12 protein-coding genes are annotated in these 12,203 nt (G+C 70.9%); 3 read left to right on the top strand and 9 right to left on the bottom strand.

Translation table 11 applies throughout. The annotated features are described in order from the left end of the window. Nucleotides 1-13: 13 nt before the first annotated feature. Together QQY66_RS32310 and QQY66_RS32305 are read right to left on the bottom strand one after the other, a co-directional pair. Entirely contained in the window at nt 14-1,759 is a 1,746-nt protein-coding gene (locus QQY66_RS32310; protein WP_301983838.1) for a TerD family protein, read from the bottom strand. 138 nt (nt 1,760-1,897) lie between these two features. Continuing rightward, nucleotides 1,898-2,494, bottom strand: a complete 597-nt coding sequence (locus QQY66_RS32305) for a M48 family metallopeptidase (protein WP_301983837.1) — start codon at nt 2,492-2,494, stop codon at nt 1,898-1,900. A gap of 229 nt (nt 2,495-2,723) precedes the next feature. Between QQY66_RS32305 and QQY66_RS32300 the strand changes: the two genes are divergently transcribed. Together QQY66_RS32300 and QQY66_RS32295 are read left to right on the top strand one after the other, a co-directional pair. Further along, nucleotides 2,724-3,938, top strand: a complete 1,215-nt coding sequence (locus QQY66_RS32300) for a TOMM precursor leader peptide-binding protein (RefSeq protein WP_301983836.1) — start codon at nt 2,724-2,726, stop codon at nt 3,936-3,938. After that, nucleotides 3,931-5,301, top strand: coding sequence for an AarF/ABC1/UbiB kinase family protein (locus QQY66_RS32295; RefSeq protein WP_301983835.1), 1,371 nt, complete (start codon nt 3,931-3,933; stop codon nt 5,299-5,301). The genes QQY66_RS32300 and QQY66_RS32295 overlap by 8 nt, the downstream gene beginning before the upstream one ends. Nucleotides 5,302-5,325: 24 nt before the next feature. Here the strand turns inward: QQY66_RS32295 and QQY66_RS32290 are convergent, their stop codons facing one another. From QQY66_RS32290 to QQY66_RS32270, 5 genes are all read right to left on the bottom strand, one after another. After that, nucleotides 5,326-5,535, bottom strand: a complete 210-nt coding sequence (locus QQY66_RS32290; protein ID WP_301983834.1) for a hypothetical protein — start codon at nt 5,533-5,535, stop codon at nt 5,326-5,328. A 136-nt stretch (nt 5,536-5,671) separates the two neighbouring features. Continuing rightward, a complete protein-coding gene (locus QQY66_RS32285; protein WP_301983833.1) occupies nt 5,672-5,995 on the bottom strand; it encodes a hypothetical protein in 324 nt (107 codons plus the stop codon). Next, nucleotides 5,992-6,351, bottom strand: a complete 360-nt coding sequence (locus QQY66_RS32280; protein ID WP_301983832.1) for a WhiB family transcriptional regulator — start codon at nt 6,349-6,351, stop codon at nt 5,992-5,994. The genes QQY66_RS32285 and QQY66_RS32280 overlap by 4 nt, the downstream gene beginning before the upstream one ends. A 173-nt stretch (nt 6,352-6,524) precedes the next feature. Then, nucleotides 6,525-6,851 (bottom strand): hypothetical protein, encoded by a 327-nt coding sequence (locus tag QQY66_RS32275; RefSeq protein ID WP_301983831.1) that lies wholly within the window; start codon nt 6,849-6,851, stop codon nt 6,525-6,527. A gap of 165 nt (nt 6,852-7,016) precedes the next feature. Continuing rightward, a complete protein-coding gene (locus QQY66_RS32270) occupies nt 7,017-9,215 on the bottom strand; it encodes an ATP-dependent DNA helicase UvrD2 (RefSeq protein WP_301983830.1) in 2,199 nt (732 codons plus the stop codon). A gap of 184 nt (nt 9,216-9,399) precedes the next feature. On the opposite strand from QQY66_RS32270, the gene QQY66_RS32265 reads away from it, so the two are divergent. Beyond that, entirely contained in the window at nt 9,400-9,642 is a 243-nt protein-coding gene (locus QQY66_RS32265; RefSeq protein WP_009293545.1) for a mycoredoxin, read from the top strand. 55 nt (nt 9,643-9,697) lie between these two features. Here QQY66_RS32265 and nudC read toward each other — a convergent pair whose 3' ends face one another. Both nudC and QQY66_RS32255 read right to left on the bottom strand, forming a co-directional pair. Further along, nucleotides 9,698-10,642, bottom strand: coding sequence for an NAD(+) diphosphatase (nudC, locus tag QQY66_RS32260; RefSeq protein ID WP_301983829.1), 945 nt, complete (start codon nt 10,640-10,642; stop codon nt 9,698-9,700). Nucleotides 10,643-10,786: 144 nt separating this feature from the next. After that, nucleotides 10,787-12,199, bottom strand: coding sequence for a dipeptidase (locus QQY66_RS32255; RefSeq protein ID WP_301983828.1), 1,413 nt, complete (start codon nt 12,197-12,199; stop codon nt 10,787-10,789). Nucleotides 12,200-12,203: the final 4 nt, after the last annotated feature.

Genomic DNA, 12,203 nt, shown 5'->3' with positions numbered 1-12,203 from the left:
GACGGGCTCTCCCTCAGATCTCGTACGGCTGGACGACGATGAAGTTGCCGGGCGCGCCACGGAACTGGAGGTTGACGCTCTCCCCGGTGTCGCCGGGGTAGGCGTTGCGGCGCATGCGGACCTGGCTGGAGACGACCACCTGGGCGGCGGCCGACCAGGCGACCACGGCGTTGCAGTCCGCGAACGTCGTGGGCGTGACCGGCAGCACCACGGGCGTGCCGTGCGTCTTCACGACGATCGTGCCGGTCCCGGTGAACTGCATCGTGAACAGCGCGCCTCCGGGGATGCCGTGTCCCTCGATACGGCGGACCTCGTGCTGGAGGCTCTCGTCGAAGGCGAGGACGTTATCGGCGGAGACACAGATGCCGTCGCCCTGGAGCTCGATGGGGTGCAGCATCGTGGAGTTCTCGGCGAGGAACACCTGGCCCTGGCCGGTACAGCGCATCAGCTGCATCTCCTGGCCGGTCGCGTTGCCCGCGATCCGGCCGGCGAAGCCCGCGCTCTTGTAGCTGAAGTCGACCTTGCCCTGGTAGAGCACCATGCTGCCCTGCCGGGCCAGCACCGGCTGCCCGCCGACGCCGAGGTCGACGCGGACCATCTTCTTGTTCTGCTGCGTCCAGCGCTGCCCGGTGGGCGTCTCCTTGAACTTCTGGAGCGCGGCGGCCACACCGGGAGCCTGCGGGGTTCCCTGGGGAGCGCCGTACGGGGCTGCCTGCTGGCCGTGGGCCTGTCCGAACTGCGGCGGCTGTCCATAGCCCGGGGGCGGGGTCGGCTGACCGTAGCCGGGCGGCGGCGTGGGGGCTTGCGGTGACTGCGGGGCCTGCGGTGCCTGGGGCTGGGCGTAGCCGGGCGGCAGCGGGGCGGTCTGGCCGGGAGCCTGGCCGTACGGCGGCTGCTGCTGGCCGGGGGGCTGTCCGTAGGGCGCCGGGGCGGGGGCCGGGGGCGGCACCTGGGCACCGCCGGGCGGGCTCATCGGGGCGACGACGGTGGGCGCGGCGTGCACGGAGGGTGCGGGCGCCGGGGCCTGAGGTGCTGCCGGCGGAGTGGCCGCGGGCGGGGGCGCGAAGCCCTGCGCGGCGGGCTGCGGTGCCGGAGGCGCCGGGGTCGGCGCGGGGGCGGGTTCCGGAGTGGACGGGGCGCCGAAGGCAGGCGGCGCGGCGGCCTGCGCGGGCGGCGCGAAACCGGGAGCCGCACCTGCCTGGGCCTGCGGCTGCGGCTCGGGCGTCTCCTCTTCGAGGACCTCGCCGCCGAAGTTCTTCAGCAGTGCGTCGAGGCCGCCGTCGAAGCCCTGGCCGACCGCGGCGAACCGCCAGACGTCCTTCAGGTAGAAGTCGCCCAGCATCACGGCCCGTTCGGTGGAGAACTCCGAGCCGTTGAAGGGATAGCGGGCCACTTCCTCGCCACCGGCGACGATGCGGATGTATCCGGGAGCGATCTGCGACAGCTGACCGGCGCCGTCCAGCGTCGCCGTGAAGGACAGCTTCTGGATCTGCGGCGGGATCCTGTCGAGCGTGACCCGGAAGGACTCCGTGTCGCCGGCCTGCGCCCCCAGCAGTTGGATGGACTCCTCGGGGGACTTCGGCTGGTTGAAGAAGACGAAGTACCGGTCGTCCGAGAGCCGTTCGTCGGCGTCGAGGCCGAAGCAGCTGATGTCGAAGCTCAGCCCGGGGCCCGAAATCTGCACACCTACGTACAGATCCGTGCCCGCGGTGAGGTCACTGATCTTGGCCTTGTGGCCGCGTTGGAATTCCCTGGCCATGCGTAACGACCGTCCCCCATCCCGAATGTGAGTGCGTCGCGTCAGGCTAACTGCAAACTCGGGCACCGGACGAAGTCGGTACAGACCCGGTACACAATGACCCTTCGACGGCACTTCGGGCCCCGTCGGCAGGAGTGGTCACTCGGTGCGCTCGCCGGGCAGATGCGGCAGCCGGTCGGCGGCGACCACCCCTTCGAGATAGCCGCGGGCCCGCTCGGTGCGCGGGTACGCCTCCAGCAGGCGCCAGAACCGGGGCCCGTGTCCGGGGACCAGCAGATGCGCGAGCTCATGGAGCAGGACGTAGTCGACGACGTACTCGGGCATGCCCTGCAGCCGGTGCGAGAGCCGGATACTGCCCTCGGCCGGGGTGCACGAGCCCCAGCGTGTGTTCTGGTTGGTGACCCAGCGCACGGACGTGGGCCGGGCGCGACCGCCGAAGTACTGGTCCGAGAGCCGTTCCGCCCGCTCGGCGAGCTCGGCGTCGCCCAACTGCCGCTTGCTCTCCTGGGCGGCGAGCTTGTCGAGCATGACGTTGACCCAGCGCTGCTCCTCCGCCTCGGACATCCGGGCAGGAATGAGCACTACGGTGCGATCGCCCTCGCGGTACGCGGAGACCGTCCTGCGTCTGCGGGCGCTCCGGCGCACCTCGATCGCGCTCGCCCCCGGGCCGCTCGGCGGCGGGCTCGTCGTACTGCGCTGTGGAGTTCCGGCACGGTGCAGTGGGTCGGCGGACACGCCCCGACGTTACCCGCTGCACATGGGTGAAGTCCCGACTCCGGGACGGTTCGATTCCGATCCCCCACCGGGCGTCTGATTTGTACGAAGAATACCCACCGCCTGTGGACAACTTTCGTCGTCCGGCCGCGGGGGCGGGCATGCTGGCACTCGTCGGCAGAGCACTGACCACGCCTCTCCGACGAACGGGGACGTACGGGGATCTTTCACAGGGCTACGGGGGCCTGACATGCATCCGATGGTGAAGCCCGCGCTCAGGCGCGGCTGGCGCGACCTCAACACCGTGCAGTTCGGCATGACACCGGCGCACGCGATGACCCTGGGCCCGATGGACACGGCGACGGGAAGCTTTCTCGATCTGCTCAACGGCACGCGCGGACTCCCACTGCTGCGCGAAGAGGGCCGGCGAATGGATCTACCGGACGGACATGTCGACGAGTTGGTGGAGCGGCTGACGCGGTCCGGCCTCGTCGACGACGCGACAGGCGGCGGCCCGGCTGCCGCGGCGCTGCGCAAGAAGAAGGAGGTCCTGGACCGGCTGCGCCCCGATCTGGCCTCCCTGACCCTGACCACCTCCGCACCGGGCGACGCGATGCGGCAGCTGACGGCACGCCGCTCCCTGCGGGTCCAGGTGCGGGGCGCGGGCCGGGTGGGAGCGGTTCTCGCCTCCCTGCTGTCAGGGGCCGGCGTCGGCGAGGTGGACGTGCTCGACGGCGGCACCGTCGAGCCGTGGGACATCGCACCGGGTGGGCTGCCCGCCGAGTCGATCGGCGAGCGCAGAGCCGAAGCGGCCCGCCGGGCCGTACGCCGGGCGGCACCGGACCGCCCGCCACGCCGCGGCCCGCAGTCCCCGCTCGAGGACCGCGACCCGGGATACTCCCTGGTCGTTCTCGCGCCACGGGACGACGTCGGTGTGCACGCGCCCGTCCCCGCTACCGCCGAGCCCCTGATCACCTCCGGCACGCCTCATCTGTACGCCGGCGTCGTGGAGGGAACCGGCGTGGTCGGCCCCCTCGTCCTGCCCGGGGAGACCAGCTGTGCGGGCTGTCTGCACGAGGGGCGCACGGACCGGGATCCGGCCTGGCCGCGCCTGGTGGCCCAGTGGCGTTCGGGGAAACAACGGCAGGTGGGACCCTGTGATCTGGCGCTGGCCACCACGGTCGCCGGGCTCGCGGCCACGCATGCGCTCGCCTTCCTGGACGGCCATCTGCCGTCGACCGCCGGCGCCCGCTGGGAGGTGTCCCTGCCCTCCCTCCACTGGCATGCGCGGCCGATCTGGGCCCATCCCGCATGCCCCTGCGGCGCCGCGGAGAAAGCTAAGGGGGAACACTCCTCGGAGGACGAGGAGTCACACGAGACAATGGCAGAGCAACAACCGTCGAAGGAGTTTCGCCGTACGACACACACGGCGCGGCTGGCTGGGACCTGGAGGGCGCATGTCTGATCTTCCCCGGAAGGCGGTCACCCGGACCGCCAAGCTCGCCGCACTCCCGCTCGGCTTCGCCGGGCGGGCCACCTGGGGACTCGGCAAGCGGATCGTCGGCGAGTCCGCGGAGATCGTCGGCCGCGAACTGCAACAGCGCACCGCGGAGCAGTTGTTCAAGGTCCTCGGCGAGCTGAAAGGCGGGGCGATGAAGTTCGGGCAGGCCCTGTCCGTCTTCGAGTCCGCGCTGCCCGAGGAGGTCGCCGGGCCCTACCGGGCGGCGCTGACCAAGCTGCAGGACGCGGCCCCGCCTATGCCGACGCGCACCATGCACGCCGTGCTGTCGGAGCGGCTCGGCGAGGACTGGCACGACCTGTTCCTCGAGTTCGAGGACAAGCCCTCCGCGGCAGCCTCGATCGGCCAAGTGCACCGGGGAGTGTGGCACGACGGCCGCGAGGTGGCGGTCAAGGTGCAGTACCCGGGCGCCGGTGAAGCCCTGCTGTCCGATCTGAACCAACTGAGCCGTTTCGCCCGCCTGTTGGGCCCGCTCATCCCGGGGATGGACATCAAACCCCTCATCGCGGAGCTGCGCGACCGGGTCTCGGAGGAGCTGGACTACGACCTGGAGGCGCAGGCTCAGCAGGCGCACGCCGAGGAGTTCACGGACGACCCGGACGTCGTGGTGCCCGAGGTGGTCCACCAGCGCGAGCAGGTCCTGATCACCGAGTGGATGGACGGCATCCCCATGTCGGAGATCATCTCGGAGGGCACCCAGGACCAGCGCGACCGTGCCGGGCAGCTCCTGGCCCGCTTCCTCTTCTCCGGCCCGGCCCGCACCGGCCTCCTGCACGCCGACCCCCACCCGGGCAACTTCCGGCTCCTGCCCGGCGGACCCGACGGCGAGGACGACTGGCGCCTGGGTGTGCTGGACTTCGGCACCGTCGACCGCCTCCCGGGCGGACTGCCGACCCCGATCGGCGATTCCCTGCGCATGACGCTCGACGGCGAGGCGGACGCCGTCTACGAACTGCTGTGCACGGAGGGCTTCGTCAAGGAATCGATAGACCTGGACCCCGACGCCGTCCTCGACTATCTCCTGCCGATCATCGAACCGGCCCGTGTGGACGAGTTCACCTTCACCCGCGGCTGGATGCGCAGCCAGGCGGCCCGAGTCGCCGACCCGCGCTCCCCCGCCTACCAGTTGGGCAAGCAGCTCAATCTGCCTCCGGCGTATCTGCTGATACACCGGGTGACCCTCAGCACGATCGGCGTGCTGTGCCAGCTGGGAGCGACGGTGCGACTGCGCGAGGAACTGGAGGAGTGGCTGCCGGGGTTCGTGCCTGAGGAGATCCTGGACGAGGAGGATTCGGCGGCGGAGGCGTGAGCCGCGGCGAGGCGTGAGCCGGGCTCACCACCAGGCCGAGTCCAGCCGACCCTCGATGGCTCTGAGGTTCTCCCGGGAGCAGGTGTCGCAGAAGTAGTGGCGGGTGCCGTTCTCCACGGAGCAGGTCCAGGTGGGCTGGGGACCCGAGGCACGGGTGCCGCAGCGGGCACACACGAGGGAGGTCGGCTCCGTGTCGGCATCGCCGTTGTCACTGCCTCCGGGAAGACTCGTCACCCGGTGACGATATCGCCGTGGCCGGTGGATCGGCGGGCACAACGCACCGCGGGGGCCGGTCCGTTCGGACGGACCGGCCCCCGCGGGACAGCTCTCGCCCCCCTGTTCGGGAGGCCACCGCTTCAGGTGTTCTCGATCACTGCATGACGGCCATGGCGAGCGCACGGCGGGCGCGCAGCGACGCGCGCTCCGCCCGGCGCTGCATCCGGCGAGCGGCCGCCAGGCGCACGGCCTGACGTTCCCGCTCGGCCTCGTACAGGCGCTCGCGCATATGCGCACGAGCCATGGCTTCTGGGATGAGTTGCATCTCTCGGGTCCTGTTCTGACGCGAGTCGATCGCGCCGGTGGTGGTGACGTCTTCGATCGCGGAGCCGGCGGGCTCGTTGGTGGACGGCTTCATCGGGGCCTGCTTCTTGGGGTCGTGCGTGAGGGGGCGGTCGATCGTTCCTGCGGTGTTCATGCCGTGACCGGGTTCTTGCGCGGGCGGCCACGCGGCCGCTTCCGGGCGACGACGACACCCTGGACGAACAGCTCGCCACCCCAGACGCCCCAGGGCTCACGCCGCTCCTTGGCGCCGGCGAGGCAGGCCTCCATCAGCGGGCAGGTGCGGCAGAGGGACTTGGCGTACTCGACGTCCGCCGGCGACTCGGCGAAGAAGACCTCCGGGTCGTAGGAACGGCAGGGGACGGGCACGCCGAGGTTCTCGATGGCGTCGTCCAGCGCGGTGAGCGGGGTCAAGGTGGAGTCCTCCGTGAGGCCGGGCTTGGGGATCGTGTCGGAAGGCGGTACGGACGGGGCGTGCGCTTCGAGTTGCACGGTTCGTCTTCCTCGTCTGGTCGGTCCGGCCCTGTTGGGCCGGTGGTCGGCTGGTACCGGGTTCTTTTCTTGTCCCGAGGCCCCTTCGCTCCGCCGTCCCTGGTCGGGGACAAACAGAAGGGCCGCGGATCCCGGATGGGGTTCCGCGGCCCTGAAGGCGCCGGCCTGATCAATCAGGCTGGATCACTCCAGGGTTCTGGCCCACGGAAGGCCCACATCAGGTGGTGCTGCGTCGTCTGCTTCCGGAATCCGGCACCGGTCGCCGCAAAGGCATAGGCGTTGGCCTGTGCCACTACAGCCGCTTCCAGTGCCTTGGTCGGTCGCTCATTGCGCTCGCTGACGGGAAGGCCCGCAGGAGACACGGAGGACGCCGGACGCGCGGCACGAATGCCGGACAGACCGGTGCCCCGGTTGGAGGCGCCGAGCATGCACAGGGAGGCGACGACCGAGCGATCGGTCATTTTCACGGTGCTGACGGAGCTGGTGTTGATGCTGATCACAGGACTCGCCTCCTCTCGGCGTCTCGGGGGACTGGGGTGAGCCAGTCCGACGGAAATGCAAGTACAACACGGAATCGGGGCCTCCGAGAAGGCCTCCGTCCCCGTGGCTAAGAACCTATGGGGATTGCTGGGGCATGCGCAAACTATTTTTTCGACGAGTTCGTTTCAGCCTGCGTCTTCCTCTCCCAGCCCCTCCCGGCCTGCGCAGATGGCCAGCACATCGGCGCCGTAGCGGTCGAGCTTGCGCACGCCCACGCCCGGGATCCGCGCCAGCTCGCCGTCGTCGTCGGGCACGGCCTCGGCGATGGCCATCAGCGTCTTGTCGGTGAAGACGCAGAAGGCGGGCTGGCCGCTGCGCTGCGCCTGATCCGCACGCCACTGACGCAACCGCTCGTAGAGGCCCTCGTCCATGTCGGAGGGGCAGTCCTCGCAGCGCATCAGCTTCATCTCGCCGGCGTCGGTGAGGGTGCGTCCGCAGACTCGGCAGCGGGCCGGGCTGCGCTGTCTGCGTCTCGGCGCGACGGCCGGGGCGCTGGTGGTGAAGCCACGCTCGACGCCACCGGCGCCGACCGTCGCTGCGCGGCCGGCGGTGGTGGTCGAACCGGGGCGCAGCCCGTCGAGGAAGGGGCTGGGCTTGCGGTTGGGACGGCCGCCGGGCGAGCGGGACAACGCCCAGGAAACATGGAGCTGTTCTCGAGCGCGGGTCACGCCGACATAGAGGAGTCGGCGTTCCTCCTCGATCTGCTCCTCCGTCTTCGCATAGGTGATCGGCATCATGCCATCGGCCACGCCTACCAGAAAGACGACGTCCCACTCCAGGCCCTTGGCCGAGTGCAGGGAGGCGAGGGTGACGCCCTGCACGGTCGGGGCGTGCTGGGCGTTCGCCCGCTCGTCGAGCTCCGCGACCAGGTCGCCGAGGGTGGCGCCGGGGCTGGCGGCGGCGAAGTCCACCGCCAGGTTCACCAAGGCGGCCAGGGACTCCCACCGCTCTCTGACGGCACCGGACCCGGCCGGGGACTGCGGCGTCCAGCCCTCGCCGGAGAGCACGGCACGCACCTGGGAGGGGAGGTCGACCGCGTCGTCGAGCAGGGAGTCGTTGCCGCCGAAACGGGCCGCGCCCCGCAGGGCGATGCCGGCCTTGCGGACCTCGGGCCGGTCGAAGAACCGCTCGGCGCCCCGCAGCTGGTAGGAGACCCCGGCGTCGGCGAGGGCCTGTTCGTAGGTCTCGGACTGGGAGTTCGTGCGGAACAGGATCGCGATCTCGCTCGCCGGGACACCGGCGTCGATGAGCTCTCGGATGCGACGGGCGGCGCCCTCTGCCTCGGCGGGCTCGTCGTCGTACTGGGTGTAGCCAGGCTCGGGGCCCGGGGCACGCTGGGAGATCAGCTCCAGGCGGTGATCGGCTGCGCGTCCGCGGGCCTGCGCGAGCAGGCCGTTGGCAAGGTGGACGACCTGCGGGGTGGAACGGTAGTCACGGACCAGCTTGACCACGGTGGCGCCGGGGTGGCGGGTGCGGAAGTCGAGCAGATGGTCCGGAGTTGCTCCTGTGAACGAATAGATCGTCTGGCTGGCGTCGCCGACCACACACAGGTTCTCCCGGTCACCGAGCCACAGCTCCAACAGGCGCTGCTGGAGCGGGCTGACGTCCTGGTACTCGTCGACCACGAAGTGCTGGTACTGGGCGCGGACCTGCTCGGCGATGTCGTGCCGGTCCTGGAGGACGGCGACGGTCAGCAGCAGGACGTCCTCGAAGTCGATGACGGCGCGACTGCGCTTGACGTCCTCGTAGGCGGAGTAGAGCTGGGCGATCTCGGCCGGGTGACGGGGGATCTCGCGGCCGGACTTGGCGGCGGCGGCAGCGTAGTCGGCGGGGACGGTCTGGGTGGCCTTGGACCACTCGATCTCGGCGGTGACGTCCCGCAGCTCGCCCCGGTCGAGGCGGATGCTGCAGGCGGCGGCCGCGTCGGCGACCAGCTGGATCTTGCGGTCGACGAGCCGGGGCATGGAGCCGCCGATCGCCCTCGGCCAGAAGTACTGCAGCTGGCGCAGGGCGGCCGAGTGGAAGGTGCGGGCCTGGACGCCGACGGCGCCGAGCTGGCGCAGCCGGCCGCGCATCTCCCCGGCGGCACGGTTGGTGAAGGTGACGGCCAGCACGCTGGAGGGCTGGAGGATTCCGGCGCGCACCCCATAGGCGATGCGGTGGGTGATCGCCCGTGTCTTGCCCGTGCCGGCGCCCGCCAGCACACAGACCGGGCCCTGCAGGGCGGTGGCCACCTCGCGCTGCTCGGGGTCGAGCCCTTCGAGCACCGCGTCGGCCGAGCCCGGTGCCTGCGGGAAGAGCGTGGAGTGCGTTGCTGCTGTCACACGGCCATGCTGCCAGGTCGCCGGAGACGGGTGAGCCGGTTGTCCACAGGCAAGCACCCGCAGTCGCACTAATGCGGCAGGCGTCACGTGCGGACGGATACCCCCCGCGGGAATGGCGGCGCGGTCGCGTACGTTCCCTTCCTGCGACCACCCGTCCCCCGAACCGCCGAGGAGCGCGATAGACATGCCGGGCACTGTGACGATGTACAGCACCACGTGGTGCGGCTACTGCCGTCGGCTGAAGAGCCAGATGGACCGTGAGGGCATCGCGTACAACGAGATCAACATCGAGCAGGACCCGGAGTCGGCCGCCTTCGTGGAGAAGGCGAACGGCGGGAACCAGACGGTGCCCACCGTGCTGTTCCCGGACGGCTCGACGCTCACGAACCCTTCGCTGGCCCAGGTCAAGCAGAAGATCGGCGCGTAACCAGGGCAGTGCACGAAGGCGGTCCCGAGACAGCTCGGGACCGCCTTCCTGCGTGTCAGAACACGCTGCGCGTCGGCAGTGGCTTGCCGTACCAGAGCTCGATGAGGCGGGCCGCGATCGAGATGCCGTACGGCGGCAGGACCTCGCCGGAGTCGAAGGCGGCGCGCAGCTCGTCGCGGGAGAACCAGCGGGCCTCGTGGATCTCGTCGCCGTCGACCTCGATGTCGGTCGTGGTGGCGCGGGCCAGGAAGCCGAGCATCAGGCTGGACGGGAAGGGCCAGGGCTGGCTGGCGACGTACTCGACCTGGCCGACGGTGATGCCGGCCTCCTCGAAGACCTCGCGGCGCACGGACTGCTCGATGGACTCGCCGGGCTCGACGAAGCCGGCGAGCGTGGAGAAGCGGCCCTCGGGCCAGTGGACCTGGCGGCCGAGCAGGATGCGGTCCTCTTCATCGGTGACAGCCATGATCACGGCCGGGTCGGTACGCGGGTAGTGCTCGGCGCCGCAGGCCGGGCAGCGGCGGATGTGGCCGGCCGCGGCGATGACCGTGCGCTCGCCGCAGCGGGAGCAGAAGCGGTGGGTGCGCTGCCAGTTCTCCAGACCGACCGCGTGCACCATCAGGCCCGTGTCGCGCGGTGACAGCAGCAGCCCCGCCTCGCGCAGCCCCGCCGCGCGCGCGGACTGGTCGATACGGCCGGGGAGAGCGTCCTTCTGGAGGGCGAAGTAGCTGACGCCGTCCTCGTCGATGCCGAGGAAATAGCGGTGTGCCTCGGTGAGGGGGGCTTCGAAGGAGGGCGTCATGACGATTTCGGTGCGCCCGTCGGACGTCTCGTCGATGAGGACCTGACCGCCGGAGACCACGAAGCAGCGGGTCGTGGGGTGGCTCCACGCCGCCGCGAGCCATGCCTCGTCGAGCCGGTGGTGGGCGGCGCGGTCGATGCCGCTGGGGGTGGTGAGCGAGATGGGTCGGTCGGCGGTTGGGTCGGTCCAGGTGGTCACGGGTGCTTCCAACTCCCCCGGTGCAGCGGATTGTTTCGGCGAGCGGTTCGACGGGACCTGCGGCGGGTGGTGACGGCTTGGCGGTGCGGGGCGGCCTTTCCAGTGTGCCCCGCGCGGGGCACACCTCCGGGTGGTGCGGAGGGCTCAGGGAGCATGGCGCCAGTTGTCCGCGAGGTCGCCCCACAGATATGCGCTGGTCTCGACGCCCTTGAGGAGCAGATCCAGCTCGACCTTCTCGTTCGGGGCGTGCTGGCCGTCGGACGGGACCGAGATGCCCAGGAAGAGCACGGGCGCGCCGAGCACTTCCTGGAGGTCGGCGGCCGGTCCCGAGCCGCCCACCCGCGTGAAGAGGACCGGTCTTTCGAAGGCTCGGCTCATGGCGCGGGCCACAGTCTGCAGCGCCGGGTGGTCCAGCGGCGTCAGGCACGGGCGCGTGGCCGGGCAGAACGTGATCTCGTGCCGGATTCCGGCGGGCACCTGGTCGGCAGCCCAGGCGCGGACCGCCTCCTCGATGCGGTCGGGGTCCTGGCCCGCGACGAGCCGGAACGAGAGCTTCACCATGGCGGACGAGGGGATGATCGTCTTGCTGCCAGGGCCTTGGTAGCCGCCGCCGATGCCGTTGACCTCGGCGGTGGGCCGGGCCCAAATGCGCTCCAGGGTGGTGTGCCCGGCCTCGCCATGGGTGGCGTAGGACTTGGCCGTACGCAGCCACTGCTCCTCGTCGAAGGGCAGTGCGGTGAAGAGTTCGCGCTCCTGGTCGGTGAGTTCGACGATGCCGTCGTAGAAGCCGGGGATCGTCACGCGCGCGTGTTCGTCGTGCAGCGCGGCGACCAGGCGGGCGGCGGCGGTCGCCGGGTTGGGGACGGCGCCGCCGAAGGCACCGGAGTGGATGTCCTGATCGGGGCCGTGGAACCGGATCTCGCACTCGGCGAGGCCGCGCATGCCCGTGCACACGGTGGGGGTGTGCTCGTCCCACATGCTGGTGTCGGAGACGATCACGGCGTCGGCGGCGAGCCGGCCCGCTTGCTCCTCGACGAGCGGGCGGAAGTGCGGGGATCCGGACTCCTCCTCGCCCTCGATCAGCAACTTCAGGTTGACGGCCGGGCAGGTGCGGCCCGTCGCGGCGAGGTGCGCGCGGACGCCGAGTGTGTGGAAGAACACCTGGCCCTTGTCGTCGGCAGCCCCGCGCGCGTACAGGCGGTTTTCGCGGACGACCGGCTCGAAGGGGTCGCTGTCCCAGCCGTCTTCGCGGGCGGCGGGCTGGACGTCGTGATGGCCGTAGACGAGGACCGTGGGCGCCTCGGGGTCGTCGGCGGGCCACTCGGCGAAGACGGCAGGTGCCCCGGGTGTCTGCCACACCTCGGTCGCGGGGAAGCCGGTCTCCTTGAGCTTGGCGGCGAGCCAGTCGGCGCTGCGGCGCACGTCCGCCGCGTGGTCGGGCTGCGCCGACACGGACGGGATGCGCAGCCACTCGGCGAGGTCGTCGAGGAAGGCGACGCGGTGCTGCTCGATGTGCGTGCGGACGGCGCTGACGGCACTGTCAACGGACTGGCTCATGGTC

This window comes from Streptomyces sp. DG2A-72, assembly GCF_030499575.1.
Lineage (GTDB): Bacteria > Actinomycetota > Actinomycetes > Streptomycetales > Streptomycetaceae > Streptomyces.
Note: the sequence above shows the minus strand (reverse complement) of the source record. Positions and strands in the feature narration are given on the sequence as shown.